The organism is Pseudomonas endophytica (assembly GCF_001411475.1).
In the GTDB taxonomy this organism is placed as follows: domain Bacteria; phylum Pseudomonadota; class Gammaproteobacteria; order Pseudomonadales; family Pseudomonadaceae; genus Aquipseudomonas; species Aquipseudomonas endophytica.
The window spans coordinates 17,997-35,109 of record NZ_LLWH01000178.1 but is presented as its reverse complement, the minus strand read 5'-3'; the positions used below and the strand labels follow the sequence as shown (position 1 = coordinate 35,109).

At 55.2% G+C, this 17,113-nt stretch carries 9 protein-coding genes, 1 tRNA gene and 1 pseudogene; 9 read left to right on the top strand and 2 right to left on the bottom strand.

Features of this window, described 5'->3' with window-relative positions; translation table 11 throughout:
• From AQS70_RS14840 to AQS70_RS14810, 7 genes and pseudogenes are all read left to right on the top strand, one after another.
• Window positions 1-239 (top strand): annotated as a pseudogene (locus tag AQS70_RS14840) (protein phosphatase 2C domain-containing protein); the annotation flags it as partial.
• A 5-nt stretch (window positions 240-244) separates the two neighbouring features.
• Window positions 245-1,648 (top strand): protein kinase domain-containing protein, encoded by a 1,404-nt coding sequence (locus AQS70_RS14835; RefSeq protein WP_055103526.1) that lies wholly within the window; start codon window positions 245-247, stop codon window positions 1,646-1,648.
• A 6-nt stretch (window positions 1,649-1,654) separates the two neighbouring features.
• Complete coding sequence (locus AQS70_RS14830; protein ID WP_055103525.1) at window positions 1,655-5,053, top strand: DEAD/DEAH box helicase; 3,399 nt, start codon at window positions 1,655-1,657, stop codon at window positions 5,051-5,053.
• A complete protein-coding gene (locus tag AQS70_RS14825; protein WP_055103524.1) occupies window positions 5,037-6,527 on the top strand; it encodes a hypothetical protein in 1,491 nt (496 codons plus the stop codon). The genes AQS70_RS14830 and AQS70_RS14825 overlap by 17 nt, the downstream gene beginning before the upstream one ends.
• Complete coding sequence (locus AQS70_RS14820) at window positions 6,527-8,974, top strand: AAA family ATPase (protein WP_055103523.1); 2,448 nt, start codon at window positions 6,527-6,529, stop codon at window positions 8,972-8,974. The genes AQS70_RS14825 and AQS70_RS14820 overlap by 1 nt, the downstream gene beginning before the upstream one ends.
• 128 nt (window positions 8,975-9,102) lie before the next feature.
• Complete coding sequence (locus AQS70_RS14815) at window positions 9,103-10,812, top strand: hypothetical protein (protein ID WP_241492843.1); 1,710 nt, start codon at window positions 9,103-9,105, stop codon at window positions 10,810-10,812.
• A 213-nt stretch (window positions 10,813-11,025) separates the two neighbouring features.
• Window positions 11,026-12,129, top strand: a complete 1,104-nt coding sequence (locus tag AQS70_RS14810) for a hypothetical protein (RefSeq protein WP_055103522.1) — start codon at window positions 11,026-11,028, stop codon at window positions 12,127-12,129.
• A gap of 287 nt (window positions 12,130-12,416) precedes the next feature.
• Here the strand turns inward: AQS70_RS14810 and AQS70_RS14805 are convergent.
• Window positions 12,417-12,493 (bottom strand) — tRNA-Arg (locus AQS70_RS14805).
• A gap of 346 nt (window positions 12,494-12,839) precedes the next feature.
• Between AQS70_RS14805 and gabD the strand changes: the two genes are divergently transcribed.
• A complete protein-coding gene (gene gabD / locus AQS70_RS14800; RefSeq protein ID WP_055103521.1) occupies window positions 12,840-14,282 on the top strand; it encodes an NADP-dependent succinate-semialdehyde dehydrogenase in 1,443 nt (480 codons plus the stop codon).
• A gap of 177 nt (window positions 14,283-14,459) precedes the next feature.
• Window positions 14,460-15,743, top strand: coding sequence for a 4-aminobutyrate--2-oxoglutarate transaminase (gene gabT, locus AQS70_RS14795; RefSeq protein ID WP_055103520.1), 1,284 nt, complete (start codon window positions 14,460-14,462; stop codon window positions 15,741-15,743).
• Between the two features lie 97 nt (window positions 15,744-15,840).
• Here the strand turns inward: gabT and desA are convergent, their stop codons facing one another.
• Complete coding sequence (gene desA / locus AQS70_RS14790) at window positions 15,841-17,025, bottom strand: delta-9 fatty acid desaturase DesA (RefSeq protein ID WP_055103519.1); 1,185 nt, start codon at window positions 17,023-17,025, stop codon at window positions 15,841-15,843.
• Window positions 17,026-17,113 lie beyond the last annotated feature (88 nt).

The window sequence follows — 17,113 nt, the reverse complement described above, 5'->3', positions numbered from 1 at the left end:
GATACAGCGCCGATCTCGAGCGCTGTCAGCCAGGCGACGGGGGGATTCTGATGACAGATGGCATATCGGATGACCTGATCCTTGAACAGCTTGAGCCATTTTTCGATGCGATCTATCAGCGCCAGTTGCGCAGCAGCAGGCGCGGTATGCGCCAGTGGCTAACTCGAGAGCTGCACGGATGGTCCACGCCCCGTCATGGCGATGACAAGACTATCGCTGGAATATTCTTAACGGATTGAAGCAGATGACCGCTACTACGACAGTGCAGCAGAAGCGCCTGGTGCAAGATACCAAAGGCTCAGTATACGAGCTGAGGGAAGAGTTGAGCCGAGGCGGCCAGGGAATCGTTTATCGGACACAGTACCCGCAGGTTCTGATCAAGGGTTTCACAAAGAAGGGCGAGCACGCTCGCCTTCGCTGGCATCAACATATCGCCTGGCTGGTGAATCAGGATCTCGGCGGACTGAAACTCGCCAGACCGCTGGCGCTTTTAGCAGCTCCACGCTTTGGCTATGTCATGGAACTGATGGATGGGTTGGTGCCATTACAAAGTCTGCTTGATAGCTTCGTTAATGCCGAAGAGGCTGCATCCACCGATTATCTGCGGCAGGGTGGCTTGCGGCGTCGCATTCGTATTCTGAGTCAATTGGCCAGAACACTGAATCAACTCCATACGCGTGGCATGCTTTATGGCGATCTATCCCCGAGCAACATTTTCGTTTCGGATGACCCTGAACATGCAGAGACCTGGCTGATCGATTGCGACAACATCAGCCTGGAGGCACATAGCGGTCTGACCCTGCACACAGCCGACTACGGAGCGCCCGAGGTGGTACGAGGGGATGCGCTTCTGTCCAGCCTGACCGACAGCTGGAGTTTCGCAGTCATCGCCTATCAACTGCTGACCCACAATCATCCCTTCAAGGGAGAGTTGGTCAATGATGGGGAGCCTGAAGAAGAGGAAGCCGCGCTACGTGGTGAGCGTCCTTGGGTTAACGATACGCAGGACGATGCCAATCAGTGCTTTACCAACCTGCCTCTTCAATTGATTGAGTACAGCAAGCTGCCTGCACTGTTCAGCCGCTGCTTCGAACAGGGACTTCCTTGCCCTAGCGAACGTCCGAGTATGGCTGAGTGGCTCGAGGCTCTGGTTGAGATTGATGAGCGCATCTACTGCTGCACGGGCTGCCGGAGTACCAGCTTGCTGCAAGTGGATGTGGATTCTGTCGACGACGCTTCATGCTTTTTCTGCGATGAGCCTGCGGACACTCGCTTGGTGCTTTTTGAGGAGTTTATTGCTTTGCCTGCTGAGTCGCAGGCTTCCTCTGATACACCTGGCCAGGTGATCGCAACGGGCCGAAAGGTCTGGCTGCAGGCGGGGGGTGAGGTGGAGCTCAAACGGCTACTACCAACTTTCATCTATGACCAATGGCCTGCCGACCACATCCGTATCGAGTATGGCGAGAAGGGGCTGGGTATTCACCCTCTGCCGCAGTGCAAGCTGTATATCCAACGCGGGGCGGCGACGAAGCCACTGGAGCGTTATCAAGGCCTCAAGGAAAGTCTGCGCAGACAGCATGCAGAGCCTTACCAGATCCATGTCGGCGAACTGGACCAATCCCATGTCATTTGGCAGTTCAGGTGGTGATCGCGCATGGAATTTAAAGACTTCCCGATGCTATCCGAAGATGTGCTGACGCTCTCTACGGATGAACGCATCGATACCCTTCAGGCTGGTCAGGCAATTTTCCTGCAGAGCTATCAGGATGAATGGCTGGCAGCACAGGGCGACGTACGCATCAGAGTCAAATGCTCTGCGGCTGATCATGGCCTGTTTAGCCGCCTGGTACTGCGTGATCAGACCCGTTGGCTGCTGACTGGTAAACAAGGCGGCAAGCTCCTGATGCAGTACTGCGCACCTGTCGAAGTGTCCGCCATGCAACTTGAACTGGGTGTCGACGAGTTGCTTGCCGATGAGCTCTACACCAAGCAGGAGATTGCCGATAACAGCATCGACCTTGCCTGCCGCTGGTTCGCAGAGCAGTTTCTGGTTAGCGGGCTGTCCGAAGGTGACTGGCTCAGCGTCGCTAGGTTTAGCAACAGCACCTCCAGAGGTAGTTTCCAGTTGCTGGGCAAGGGCTGGCGCGCCGATGTGGAACAGCGGCAGGACCGTGGGCTGCTGATCAAGCGTGTTACTCGCCACGCCCGTCGTGACGGCGCATTTTCACTGTTGTTCGGTCAGTTCGAGTTTCGTGACGCGTCTGTCGCAGCGACTTTGCAGAGTGCCAGTCAGCAAGCGTTGCTGGATGCCGCATTACGCGATAACGCCAGCTATCTGGAGCTGTGGAATCTCTACAACGATAAAGAGTGGCAGAACGAGCTGATGAAGGCGGAAAGCCTTCGTTCTCTGCGTTATGTGCAGTGCAAAGGGGACGAGGAGGGGCGCGAGAATATCTGGCGTCTGACGCCTAAATCTCAAGACGACTATAGAGAATTCAGGGAGCGTTGGCGCAATCTTGAATTAGCGTCCGATACTCAGGTTGACTTGGGTGATGAGCGACCTGACTGGCTAGAAGAGCTTTCCACTGAGGATGCCAAGAGCGCTGCAAGCGTACCTAGAGGTACCGTACGCTTCGAGCCTGATTGTGTGGTTTTCAAACCGGTCTCAAGCAAGCGTGACGTTCGTCCAAAGCAGGGCGAAGGGTGGTTGTATCTGTCATTGGCTGGCCAGCGCTCTGTAGGCAAGCGCCGTCTTGCTGCCAAACAATCGATTGACTCAGGCAAGCGCCTGCCGCAATTGAAATGGCTGCTGGAGGGAGTGGCGGTGCCTGCGGCAAGGCGCCGGACCATCGAAGGACTTACACCTTATGTGCTGGAGGCCTTTAAAGGGGGGAAGCCTACAGAGAGGCAAAAGCTGGCTCTGGTAAGCGCACTTAATACCCCTGATCTCGCGATCATTATCGGCCCGCCTGGTACAGGGAAGACGCAGGTAATTGCGGCATTGCAACGCCGTCTGGCCGAGGTGGCAGAGGAGCGGAATATAGCCTCGCAGGTTTTGATCAGCAGCTTTCAGCACGATGCGGTCGACAACGCGCTGGATCGCAGCGATGTCTTCGGGTTGCCCGGGGCTCGTGTGGGCGGTAAGCGCGGCACCCATGATGAGGCGGCGCTGATTGATCCATGGCTGGAGCGGCAAGCGGCCCACTTGCAAGAGAAGATAACCGCAGAGTATTGCAAGTACCCTGAACTGGAACTGGTAAGGGGGCTATCAGTCAAGCTGGCACTCGCTCGAGTTTCAGGTGCATTACCCGCTCAACAAGCTCAAGCATTCGAGAGCATTCTGGATGGTTTACGCGAGTTGGATCAGCGAGGCGTGGTATTGCCGCCCAAGCTTGAAAGCCAGCTTGAGGACTATGTCGCGAAGTTAAAGCAACAGGCGCCAAGCCCTACCGGGAGCCGGCTGGATGTCCAGGCCTTGCGACATATCCGAGCACTGCGTGTCGAGACATCCTCATTCGCCGACGATGGCCCGGACCGAGCCTGGGATCTGCTCAACTGGTTGAGGCGCCACGGTCAGAACTGCCGCGCCGAGCTACTGGCCTTGCTGCAAGAGGCGGCAGACAGCTCTGAGCTGGCTAAGCCGACCCTGCATGCACTCGCAGATTGCCAGACCAGCCTGCTCGAGCAGTACTTACCGGACTATCGGCCTGCAGAACTGAAGCGTCAGGCGGACCCCGAAGGTCTGGCTCTGCTGGACGATATCGACCGACATCTGGAGGACAAGCTTCGGCAGCGCAAGCAAGGCGTTGCCTGGGTGCTGGAGCAACTTGCCGATGGCTTGGCAGTTGATCGCCATGCAGCCAAGGCCGTGGTCAACGAATACTCCATGGTAGTGGGAGCAACCTGTCAGCAATCGGCTGGTCGGCAGATGGCAAGCCTTAAGTCGGTGGCGGGCTTAGATAGCACCGAAATCGAATTCGATACCGTGGTCATCGACGAGGCCGCTCGTGCCAACCCCTTAGACCTCTTTGTGCCGATGGCCATGGCCAAACGTCGCATCGTCTTGGTGGGGGATGACCGGCAGCTCCCTCACATGCTTGAGCCAGACATTGAGGGGAGGTTGCAAGAGGAGCATGCGCTGACAGAGCTACAACTTGCTGCGTTTCGATCCAGCTTGTTCGAGCGTATGCGCATAAAGCTGCGGGATTTGGATGAGCCGGGCTCGATTCCTCGGGTGGTGATGCTGAATACCCAGTTCCGTATGCATCCGATACTAGGCGATTTCATCAGCAAGCAGTTCTATGAGTCTGTTGGCTTGGAAGCACTCGATTCTGGTAAGGGGGCGGAAGAATTTGCCTTCACTCGCGAGTTTCTCGACGGTCTGGGCCTATCGGCAGAGCATTATCGCGGACATGTTTGTCAGTGGCTCGACGTCCCTGAAGCGCAAGGCCGGGATCAGCACCGGGAAGGCACCCGCAGCCGAATCAGGGAGAGCGAAGCTCAACGCATTGTTGAGGAAGTTGTAAAGCTGCTGAAGGCCGGTGGCGATGCCTTGTCGATTGGCATCATTACCTTTTATGCGGCACAGCGAGATCTGATCATGGAGAAGCTTGCCCAGCAGCAGATCGACGGTGTGCCGTTGATGGAGCGACGTGACGGCACATACGAGCCGCATGAGCACTTCAAATGGGCCAGAAAGGTCCGCAGTGACGGAACGATTAGTGTCGAAGAGCGCCTGCGCGTCGGGTCTGTCGATGCGTTCCAGGGTAAGGAATTTGATGTGGTGCTGCTGTCGTGTGTTCGTACTTACCAGCAAATGAAGTCGGGTAATGATGTCGGCGATCAAGCGATTGATCGTGAACAACAACTGAATCGCCAGTTTGGCTTTCTGCGTTTACCAAACCGTATGAACGTGGCCATGAGTCGCCAAAGGCAAATGCTGATTTGTGTGGGTGATGCGAGTTTGGCGACCAGTCAGGAAGCCGAAGAGGCGGTGCCGGCTTTGGCTGCGCTCTACAAGCTGTGTGGAGGTGAACATGGCTGTGTTCGCTGAGACCCGTTCATATCTGAGTTTTGGAGCGGTTCCAAAAGGGGCGAAAAGGTCTGTCCTCTGGCCGGTGTTAGTGCATCGCGTGCTGTACCCCGAGGCCAAGCGACCTCAGCTGAATCTTTTTCAGCGTGCCGTGCTTGGCCTTATCCGCGCACGAACCACTCAGCCCGAGACAATTGCCGAGTTGACGGGACTTCATCAGAACTTGATCAATCTGATACTGGTACAAGGTGTGACTGATGGCTGGCTAGTTGATGGGGCTGGTGCACTCACTTCCAAAGGGGAAAAGACCCTGGATGATGAAGCAGTAGACGATGGCAACCTCAAATCTGGCTATTTGCTACAGGACACGCTGACCGGGAAGTTCTGGCCGCGATTGATTGCAGAGTTCAATCAGATGGAGCCCAGAGATCCGTTGGCGCGGTATCCAGAATTCACGGATGAGAGAAAAACCGGGCATACGATCAAACCCTTTATGATCAAAAGCGGAAAATCCGGCTTGCCAGCCCTTGATCACGATTTATTGATGCTGGCTTACCGCGATTATCGGGAAGACTATCGCGCCAGCCAACAACTTGACCAAGGTAGTTGGCTACCTAAGCAAATCAGTCTACAGGGAGGGCAGCGCCTCGATGATGCTCCTCAATCAGCGCGAGTTCTGGTTTGGATAACGGGAGATGCTTCCGGCGTCGAACTTTGGTCAGTCAGGGATCCATTTGAGCTTCGAGAAAATGCTTGGTGGCTGCAGAGCACCCTGCGGCAGATGATCGATAGTGACGCAAATCTGTTGGCTCGGCTGGAACCATTGGTGGGTATTCCACGTGCGGATAGTCAGACTGTAGCGCAGTGGTTGGAAGCGTTGCGCAAGCAAGTTGAGCTGCAGGTCCTTGTCGAATTTCCCTGGGTGGAACGCCAGCCCGATATCAAACGCCATTTGGCCGCCCTTCTGGTGCGCAAAGAGAAGCTGCACCAAGGTGATGCCCACAACCAAGAGCTGGACGCCGCACTCATGGAGTGCCAAAAGCTCTTGGAGGTCATCATGCAATGGCTGATACGTACGTACCCAGCTGACGTGGGCCAGCTACCAAAACTGAATCGACTGGATCAAAAGCTCAATCAGCAGATTCTCTCAGCACTGCAGATCCCCGCCTTCACGCAAGATGTCATCAGGCAACTGGCGAGGCAGAGGATTGATCAGGTTATCTCGGCCTGCTCAAGGCCTGAGTCTTCACTCAAAGCGCTCACTTTTGCTGCGGCCATTGGGACTTTGAATGCACCCCAGCACCCGCTCAAGGTGTTGGGGGATCGTGACCTCGAATTGAGCAGGCTTTTGGATCTTGCTGATCTGCGAAATCGAAGCAGCCACGCTCAAAGCAGTTTTACCGGACGACAAACTACACAACTCACCCGTCAGATGACGCTGGACAGCATTCAGTATGCCCTGAGCTTCACTGCGTGTTTTAAGGAATGGATGTAATGGCGAAGAAGAACCCGAACAAATTTGGCTCGCCGCATATTCCGGCGGCACCTGTCATCACAGGAGCTTCACGTTCTTCACTGGAAAAGCTAGTTCCTGTCTGGAGCGCTTCATTTGAGAGTGCATCCAGAGTTTATCAGTCGTTTGATGTGAAGCTGGACATCCAGATCGATCAGGACTGGCTGCGTAGCGTAATCGAGCGCCTTCAGGGCGACACCCATCTGGTCCGTTGGATTGAGCAGTTTGCAGATGTTTGCAGGGAGTTGACGAGATTCAAGGAACGCCTGCACGACGAGTACTCCGAGCGCTGGAATGCGGCCAATTCAATCGCTTCGGATGCTGAGCTGACCAAGCAGGCGGTGACGGACCTGCAGCAGACGCTTGAGCTTGCCCGCGCAGACTTGGAGCGTGGCAAGGCGGATCTAGCGAGTGAGCAGCAGGGATTTGCTATTAGGAAGTCTGAGCTGCTGGATACTGAGCGCTCACTGAGTATTCGTGAAGCAAACGCGCAAGCCAACTTCCTCGAGCAGAACGAAGAAGCGCTGCGTCAGTTTGAGGGTCGCAAGCGCCAGTTGGCTCGGCAATCTGAAGCTCAATTGCAGCAGTTACAGGAAGAGAAGCGCAAGCTGGATGCCGAGCTTTCGCAGACAGCCCGGCGTCTGGCAGAGGTCAAGTTTAATTGCACCGAGGAGGAGGCTGAGCGGATCAGGCAACTGGATCAACGTGAGCATGAAATCAAGCAAAGTAAAATCGAACTCGATCGAGCGCGTAGCAGGCTTGATCGCGAGTGGGCTGACATCAAGGTTGCAGAGGATGGGCTGGAGCAGCGTGTCGTCGCTGAAATGGATGCGGAGCGTGGCAGCCATGCCCAAGACATTTCCAGGCTAGAGCGCCAGCGTGACAACGCCTGGAATAAAGCCGAAGAATTGAAGGAGAAGTGGGCAGAGATTCAGGAACTCAGGCAGGCACTGGGTGAGCAATCGGGGGCTGAAATTCTCGAGCAGTTGGAAAACTTGAAACAGGACAATAGAGCCCTGAAGCGCAATCTGGAACAGTCTGACGCCACCGAGCTGCAAAGGGAGAATGAGCATCTGCGTAGCAGCAAAGCTGATCTGGAGCGGGACATCTCAGTTCTTCGACCGGAGCTCGATGAGTTGCGGCGAGAGATGAGCATCAAGCGCGTTGCTTCGACTGAGTTGGAGGCTGTCGCGCGGGAGAAGCGTGTGCTTGAGCAGCATAAAAATACGCTGGCTGTGCATATTGATGACCTTGAAAGCCGAATCCAGCAACTGACCAACTCCCAGAAAACCCAGACGCCCTTCCCGGCCATGTCGCTTATGGATTCCGACCGGGGGTACAGGGCTAGCATGGATTTGGACGAGGTGCCCGACCTCAAAGTATTTGCCGAGCAGTTGCAGCATCGGATTGCCCGAGCTGAAGAGCATGTAGAGCTGTTCTACCCTCTCGAAGATATCCGTGTATTGCTTGGCGGCTTGGCCATGAGCCAGTTGCATGTATTCCAAGGTATCAGCGGTACTGGCAAAACAAGCTTGGCCAAGGCTTTCACTAAAGCAATGGGTGGTTTTTGCACAGACATCGCCGTGCAGGCTGGCTGGCGTGATCGAGATGATCTGCTCGGCCATTACAACGCTTTCGAGCGGCGATTTTATGAGAAGGACTGCCTGCAAGCACTGTACAAAGCGCAGACACCTCGCTGGCAGGACACATGCAACGTCATCCTGCTGGATGAAATGAATCTTTCTCGTCCAGAGCAATACTTTGCCGAGTTTCTGTCGGCGCTGGAAAAGAACAACCGCAGTGAGCGTTTGATCAGCCTATCCGAAACGGCGCTTCCCAATGCGCCCGCCATGCTGAGCGAAGGGCGAAAGATCCTGGTTCCAGAGAACGTGTGGTTCATCGGTACAGCCAACCATGACGAAACCACTAATGAACTGGCTGACAAGACGTATGATCGTGCTCATGTCATGACGCTGCCTAAGCAGGATCATCGCTTCGAAATCAAGGGAATGGAGCCGGCGAGCTACTCCTATCGCTCACTACGCAAAGCGTTTACCAAGGCTCGGGCAGATCATAAGGAGGAGGTTGTCGAATTGCTGCAACGCTTGACGGGGGATGCCTTCACTGAGCAATTAGGTACCCGGTTCGCGTTGGGATGGGGTAACCGTTTTGAAAAGCAGGCGTTGGATTTCATTCCGGTGATGCTGGCATGCGGTGCTTCTTCGGGAGAGGCGCTCGACCACTTGCTCTCCACACGTGTCATGCGCCAAGGCAAGGTCACAGGCCGCTATAACGTCGGCATTGAAGCAGTCAGAAATTTGAGAGGCGCCTTAGAAGACTTCTGGGTCGAAGCTAGCCTGGAGGGCGAACCACAGAAGTCCATCGAATTGCTGGATGCGGATATTCGACGTTTGGACGGTCGACACTGATGTGGCTCGATCGACTCACTGGCGAGCAGTTCCGGCAGCTACCAGAAATCGTCGAGCCAGGCCGTTATCAGCACACCGGTGATGGGCCAGCCTTCAATGGGCACACGCCGGTTTTTACTGGCGTTCTAGTGAGTGATGGAGGCGAACGCTGCCAGCTGGGCAATGAGGTGCATACTTTCTCTTTATCCCCGCAAGCGCAATCTGCGGAAATAGAGACGTTGTGCAAAGCCGTAGCGGCGATTGATGTTGGCCTGTCTCAGAATCCGTTGATGTCTCCGCTGATGCCGGCCGCGATCATTGATACCCAGAGTAATCTTCTGCCGTTTGAGGAGCATTTGCTTGAGGTGGTGCAACAAGGGCACCTGCACCAAATTTCTCAGAGGCCACGGCTGGATCTTCACTACGAGGATGAGGTCGCCGATGTCGCGCGAGCGCGGAGGTTGGCTAAAGGAGCTCTGGTTCATCTGGCATCCCATTCGGAGCTCTGGCAACGGCAGACACTCAGCGGAGTGATCCCCAAGAAGGTTTTGGCACGCTTCAGCGAGGATGACTACGGTATTTACGAAAACCGTGTATACACCCGGTTGCTTGATAAAACCGAGCGTCATCTCGGCGGACGTCTGTCAGCACTCAAGGGATTGCAGGCAACCTTGGTTCAGGCGTTGAAATTCTACGAATCTGAGGGTGTTGATTTTCGTCTTTCTCGCGAGGTCTGCCGACTCTGGGGGATGACGTTTGACCAAGCTGCAACCAGTAGCGTTTCTGAGTTGTTGAGCCAAACGTTGGAAACTCTTGAGTATTTGCACCGAGTCATTTCGGGGTTGCGGCAGAGTGGTGTGTACCTGTTGGTGAGTCGGCAAGCCCAAGTCGTGGGTGCGCTGCATTTGACCAACATCTTGAGTCATGACCCGCATTATCGGCATCTGGCGTTACTCTGGGATCTCCTGGACCAAACGACGTCGGCTACTCGAAGCAGCTCTGAAGAGCGGTTCAGTCGTAATCAGTATTCGGCTGATGCCTACTCACGTTATGCCGGTCTAGTGCTGCGTCATGCGCTACGCCCATACTTGGCTGAGCAATACGAGGGCATTTGGGCGGGCAGATGTATACGTCTCCAGCAGAGCGGGTTGGATTGGCAGTTGGTGAGCGTCGTATCAGGTGAGCATGACTCTGAGGAAGTTCTTCTCACTGTAGTCCCATGGCTAACTGATGCGCATTTGTTGGATGAAAACTTGCAGCTTCCCCTGGAAAGATTCATCGCTTGGCCTGCAATTGGGCAGGAGCCTCAACAGGCTGCATATCACGGGCAGTGGGTTGCTCTGTCACCGTCTGACATGTACTGCGTGGAACGGTTTGGCCAGCTCGTAGATAGGGCCCTTTATCAAATGGTGCTGCGCTCCTACGGTCAGCCGTTGACCAAAGTTCCGGTGAAGGCGCTGGTCTTGGCTGACAGTGTCAAGGGGTTGCATGTTGACCGCCAGAGTTACGTACTTGAGGTCAGGGAGGCTATCTCTTGGGACTCGATTGCTGCACTCAAAGGTGCTCTCGTTGCCGCTAATTCTTCTCGTCAAGCGGAAGCTTTGGAGCGACATAATCAAGAAATCATCGCCTTGGAAAAATGCCCCGTTTGTGAAGCTAAGGCTGATCTCTTTTTCCAAAGTCCTGTTGGCTTCCGAGCTAACTGCGATAAATGTGGCACTGAGCGCTACCTGCGTCGTGAAGGTAGCCAACTCGTATTTGACCAAACCGTAGCAGGTCGCAAGGGTTTTGTTGCTCTCGGCCGCCGAGCATTCTCGTTAGATGTTTCGCGGAGTGCAGCGTCAACTGGCTTGAGATGAGCAGGGTCATGCGGTGGTTGGGATGGGATATATACCAACCGCCTCCACCTCGCCTCGTGCACGTGTCTTTCGGTAAGCGTCCAGCCGAGTCAGCTCCCCAACCCCGGAGCGCTAAGACATGTTGTGCCCCGTACAGTTTCGGCGATGCTAAGTTGGCCGGTGGTTGAGTAACATGAGCCAGAACATTGATCCTACTTGAAGTGGAGTAACTGGATGGATCGTCAAGAGTTAGAGCAGTGGGTTCAGTTCAGGATTTTGAAGAGATTCGACGTTTTGGTCGATTGCTCTTACCTGGAGACTACCCTCCTCAAGAAGCTGGCAAAGAGACTGCCCCGCACTACTGGCGAAAACCTTACCTACGCTGCCTGGTGTGAACAAGTGTTCGGCCCAGGACTTCGCCCGCTGGTTGCCATCAATCATAACGAGGTTGCGGGACAAACGCGGCTTGGTTCCCTAGGGCTGGGCTTGGCCAGCGAACTTCGCCGCCAGCAACGGTTCCTCAAGGAGTTGCAATCCAGATTGGATCAAAGCTTGGAGGAGCGACCTGCCGCTCCTGGAGCTGCTCCTACCCCGCTACCTGCGATAGAAACCGAGCAGTCATGGGGCTGGCGAAACTTTTACTCAGCTGGTTGGCGGGGCCTGCGTCGTTTGCTTGGCAAGGTTGAGAACGTTGGACCTGGGCATATATTCGATTACCAAGGCGCGACCAACAGAGACTATCGGATCGAACTGATCAAGCTAGTCAGAGCTACGCTCGCTAATGCGGCACAAGTAGGGCTTGGGGTGAATGCGGCGTTTCCAGCCGATAAAACCAAAGATGCTGCTATTTCGACCGGAGTTTTTTACGGCAACCCGGTAGAAGAGCCGAGCTACTCCATCGGGAGTTTTGTGGTAAATGAGATGCCGACCGATATCTTGGATCTGACGGACGCCCTCCGTCATCATGCGCCAGAAGAAGTGCGCGATGAGAAAGCCTCCCTTTTCGTGGAAATTTTTGAGCTTGGAGCCGCAGCGCCGTTGGACGACTCGGCGGTGCAACACTTGATTCACTACCTCCAGAAGCTGTTTCAAGCCTTAGCGAAGTCCGCTGATCACGTTCCAAGAGGTGCCCTGCGCGAAAAGATCCTTCTGGGTCTTATGCTTTCGGTCTCCGCGCCTAACTGCTCACTCGAGCTGGCCCTAGCGGACCTGCACTGGCGGGGATGGCGTTCACATGATGACGATGACTGGAACGTCAGTGGAGAGCAAAAATCTGACCTCGATCCAGGGAGGATAGTGGATATGTTTATCGCCAAGTTGAGCAGCCTGCGTTTCTGACAGGCCTTGCCAAAACTGTTTTGGGCAATGGTTGAGTCTCGCATCGCCAGATCTTAGACCTAGCACCTCAAGCCGCTAATGATGGCTGGGTGTATTTGGAAGGCGCGTTGGGCTGAGCCAATTGCAGGGATGGATACGTCCTCTCAGCTCCTCCAGCCCACTTAGCTAGTAGTCAAAGGCATACTTAGCGCTTAAGCCGCGTGGGATAGAGAGGCACGGTTTAGGCACAGAATTGGCACAGCGATAAATAAAAGGGCCTAGGTTTTCGCCTAAGCCCTTGTCTTGTATGGTGCACCAGGCGGGATTCGAACCCACGACCCCTGCCTTCGGAGGGCAGTACTCTATCCAGCTGAGCTACTGGTGCAACGCGGGCGCCATGATACTCATCTGCGTGTCGCCCGTCCATGCCGCTGATTCGTCAGGTGTTTCTTTGCGCGTTATGGGTTATTAATGGGGGCCAGGTGAGAAACGGGTAAATAACCCCGATTGTTCTTTTTTTCGAACAACCTATTGTCCTTTACCCCCATTGATCCTAGGATTCGTTTGAGATTTCAAACGCTCTTGTCTGAATGCTGAAACGCACGACTTCTTCTTTGTGCGCCACCTAAGCACTATGGCAGGGAATGACTTCCTGACGGCAGCCTTCTATGGCGCCTTTCTTCTATCAATAATTTGCCCCGCTCCGCGCGGTGCTGTTAAGGAAAGCCAACATGCAGCTCAAAGACGCACAATTGTTCCGCCAACAAGCTTATGTCGATGGCGCTTGGGTCGATGCGGACGGTGGTCAGACGATTAAGGTTAACAACCCGGCTACGGGCGAAGTGATTGGTACCGTGCCAAAAATGGGCGCGGTTGAAACGCGTCGTGCTATTGAGGCCGCTGACAAGGCGCTGCCCGCTTGGCGTGCCCTGACTGCCAAAGAGCGTGCTGGCAAGCTGCGCCGCTGGTTTGAGCTGTTGATTGAAAACCAAGACGACCTAGGCCGCTTGATGACGCTGGAGCAAGGTAAGCCACTGGCTGAAGCCAAGGGCGAAATCGCTTACGCCGCCTCGTTCATTGAGTGGTTCGCTGAAGAAGCCAAACGTGTGTATGGCGACGTGATCCCAGGCCATCAGCCTGATAAGCGCTTGATCGTGATCAAGCAACCCATTGGAGTGACCGCCGCGATCACGCCGTGGAACTTCCCGGCCGCCATGATCACTCGTAAAGCAGGCCCAGCCCTGGCCGCTGGCTGCACGATGGTGATCAAACCGGCTTCGCAAACGCCATTTTCGGCGTTGGCTCTGGTTGAGCTGGCGCACCGTGCCGGTATTCCAAAAGGCGTACTGAGCGTTGTAACTGGCAGCGCTGGCGACATCGGCGGCGAGCTGACCAGCAACCCAATCGTGCGTAAGTTGTCTTTTACTGGTTCGACCGAAATTGGTCGTCAACTGATGGCCGAATGCGCCAAGGACATAAAAAAAGTCTCCCTAGAACTGGGCGGCAACGCGCCGTTCATCGTGTTTGACGACGCGGACCTAGATAAGGCCGTTGAAGGCGCGATCATCTCCAAGTACCGCAACAACGGCCAGACCTGCGTGTGCGCTAACCGTCTGTATATTCAGGACGGCGTGTACGACGCGTTTGCCGAAAAACTGAAAGCCGCCGTGGCTAAGTTGAAGATCGGTAATGGTCTGGAAGAAGGCACCACCACTGGCCCGTTGATCGACGATAAGGCTGTGGCCAAAGTCAAAGAGCACATTGCTGATGCGGTGAGCAAAGGCGCGACCGTGCTGGCTGGCGGTAACAGCCTAGAAGGCAGCTTCTTCGAGCCGACTATTTTGGTCAACGTGCCAAAAAACGCAGCCGTGGCGAAGGAAGAAACCTTCGGCCCGTTGGCGCCGCTGTTCCGCTTCAAAGATGAAGCTGAAGTGATTGAGCTGGCTAACGACACTGAGTTTGGTCTGGCGTCGTACTTCTATGCGCGTGACATGAGCCGTGTGTTCCGTGTGGCAGAAGCGCTGGAATACGGCATGGTTGGCGTCAACACGGGCCTTATTTCCAATGAAGTCGCCCCTTTTGGCGGTATCAAGGCGTCGGGTCTGGGCCGTGAAGGCTCTAAGTACGGCATCGAAGACTACCTGGAAATCAAATATCTCTGCCTGAGTATCTAAACTCGGCGGGTGGTTCAGCAGAAGGGGCACGAGAGCGATGCTCCCTCTGCGTTTCAAACTGTTAATTTTTGTGGCCGGGTGCGCCATGCCAGTCGATCATCGCATGCTGGCATCGGTGCTTCCCAGGCGCGTCAGCCTTGAACCACGCCGTTAGATAAACGGCGAATGAGGAACACCATGAGCAACAAGACCAACGCATCTTTGATGAAACGCCGTGAAGCCGCCGTCCCACGCGGCGTTGGCCAGATCCATCCGATTTTTGCCGAGTCGGCAAAAAACGCCACTGTGACTGACGTTGAAGGTCGTGAGTTCATCGACTTCGCGGGCGGTATTGCGGTACTGAATACCGGTCACTTGCACCCAAAAATCATTGCCGCCGTGCAAGATCAACTGACCAAGCTGACCCACACGTGCTTCCAAGTACTGGCTTATGAGCCGTATGTAGAGCTGTGCGAAAAGATCAACGCCAAGGTGCCAGGCAACTTCGACAAGAAGACCCTGCTGGTCACCACCGGTTCTGAAGCCGTTGAAAACGCCGTCAAAGTCGCGCGTACTGCCACTGGTCGTGCTGGCGTGATCGCGTTTACCGGCGCTTACCACGGCCGCACCATGATGACCTTGGGTCTGACCGGTAAAGTCGTCCCTTACTCGGCGGGCATGGGCCTGATGCCGGGCGGTATCTTCCGCGCTCTGTACCCATGCGAACTGCATGGCATCAGCGTTGACGACTCCATCGCCAGCATCGAACGCATCTTCAAAAACGATGCAGAGCCTAAAGATATCGCCGCGATCATCATCGAGCCTGTTCAGGGTGAAGGTGGTTTCTACGTGGCGCCTAAAGCGTTCATGGCGCGTCTGCGCGAACTGTGTGACAAGCACGGCATTCTGCTGATCGCCGACGAAGTACAAACAGGCGCGGGCCGTACTGGCACCTTCTTCGCCATGGAGCAGATGGGCGTGACTGCCGACCTGACCACCTTCGCTAAATCCATCGCTGGCGGCTTCCCGCTGGCAGGTGTGTGCGGCAAGGCTGAACTGATGGACTCCATCGCGCCAGGCGGCTTGGGCGGCACGTATGCCGGTAGCCCGATTGCATGTGCTGCCGCACTGGCAGTATTGGAGGTGTTTGAAGAAGAGCACCTGCTGGACCGCTGCAATGCAGTGGGCGAGCGGCTGGTGTCTGGCCTTAAGGCTATTCAGGCCAAGTACCCAGTGATCGGCGACGTACGCGCTCTAGGCGCAATGATCGCCGTTGAGCTGTTCGAGGGCGGCGACGCGCATAAGCCAAACGCAGCTGCGGTGGCTCAGGTTGTCGCTAAAGCACGTGAGAAAGGTCTGATCTTGCTGTCGTGCGGCCCGTACGGCAACGTACTGCGCGTACTGGTGCCGTTGACTGCCCCAGACGAGCAACTGGACAAAGGCTTGGCCATCATCGAAGAGTGCTTCGCTGAACTGGCGTAATAAGCCTTTTGTAGTGATGTAACGCGATAGACAAAAAAAACCGCCTAGGCGGTTTTTTTTGTTTAAACACCCACGCAGCGGTGGGGTGGTGGTCGCGTTATGCCGCAGCAGGGCGCAACGAGTAGGTTTTTAGCTGGTTGGCAAATTCACGCAGCGAATGAATCCCGCTGGCTTCGGCCTCGTGAACCCACTCTTTGATCGCTGCCAGCATGTCGTGACCGTTGGTGCTGGTTTTGATCCATATCTGTTGCAGCGCCAAGCGCTTCTCATAGATCACTTTGAGCGAGTGACTATGCTCCAGCAGGGTTTCGATACGCTGGTGGTGGCGCTCCTCAAGCAGGCTGGTCTCACGCGAGAGCAGACGCTTGGCGCGGCGGAACTGGTGGCGAACCGAGTGATCAACCTTGGCCAGTTCTTGTTGCACCAGCGGTGCGATTACCAATTTGCGGTACTGCGCCATGATCTGGAAGCGGTTGTTGAGGATCGCCATCGCGGTGTCCATGTCCAGATTGCCTTTGCCTTCAACTCGGTGAGCGATAGGTGCAACCCGCTGAACCTTGGCCAAACGCAAAAAGCTGAACACTTTGATCCACGCCCAGCCTAGGTCGAACTCCCACTTTTTGACCGACAGCTTGGCCGAGTTCGGGTAGGTGTGGTGGTTGTTGTGCAGCTCTTCGCCGCCAATGATGATGCCCCACGGCACCAGATTGGTCGCCGCGTCACGGCACTCAAAATTGCGATAACCGACCGCATGGCCTAAGCCATTCACAACACCGGCTGCCCACACTGGAATCCACATCATCTGGATCGCCCAAATGGTCAGACCGATAGCGCCGAACAGCAGCAAATCTATGACCAGCATCAACGCGACGCCCAGCATTTTGTAGCGCGAATAGAGATTGCGCTCAATCCAGTCTTCAGGGCAGTTCTTGCCATAAATACGCAGCGTTTCGGCGTTTTGCGCTTCTTCGCGATACAGCTCGGCACCTTTACGCAAAACGGTCGACAAGCCTTTAACGACCGGGCTGTGCGGGTCATCAGCGGTTTCACATTTGGCGTGGTGTTTGCGGTGGATGGCTGTCCACTCGCGGGTGTTCTGAGCGGTGGTCAGCCACAGCCAGAAGCGGAAGAAATGTTTCAGGCCACCGTTAAGTTCGAGTGAGCGGTGAGCTGAGTAGCGGTGTAGATAAACCGTGACTCCGATAATGGTCACGTGGGTCATCAACAGGGTGACTGCAACCAACTGCCAGGCTGACAAGTCAAGAAAACCGTTGTACCACATAGGCTGTTTGGCCCTCGTAAAGATGAAAAAAACTGCAACACGCATTATCACCATGCAGACATTTAAAACCAGTCGCCCTTTCAGATAA

Coding starts and splice junctions, on each gene's coding strand:
- AQS70_RS14830 (WP_055103525.1), top strand. CDS start 1,655: ATGGAATTTAAAGACTTCCCGATGCTATCCGAAGATGTGCTGACGCTC.
- AQS70_RS14825 (WP_055103524.1), top strand. CDS start 5,037: ATGGCTGTGTTCGCTGAGACCCGTTCATATCTGAGTTTTGGAGCGGTT.
- desA (WP_055103519.1), bottom strand. CDS start 17,025: ATGTGGTACAACGGTTTTCTTGACTTGTCAGCCTGGCAGTTGGTTGCA.
- AQS70_RS14820 (WP_055103523.1), top strand. CDS start 6,527: ATGGCGAAGAAGAACCCGAACAAATTTGGCTCGCCGCATATTCCGGCG.
- AQS70_RS14835 (WP_055103526.1), top strand. CDS start 245: ATGACCGCTACTACGACAGTGCAGCAGAAGCGCCTGGTGCAAGATACC.
- gabT (WP_055103520.1), top strand. CDS start 14,460: ATGAGCAACAAGACCAACGCATCTTTGATGAAACGCCGTGAAGCCGCC.
- gabD (WP_055103521.1), top strand. CDS start 12,840: ATGCAGCTCAAAGACGCACAATTGTTCCGCCAACAAGCTTATGTCGAT.
- AQS70_RS14810 (WP_055103522.1), top strand. CDS start 11,026: ATGGATCGTCAAGAGTTAGAGCAGTGGGTTCAGTTCAGGATTTTGAAG.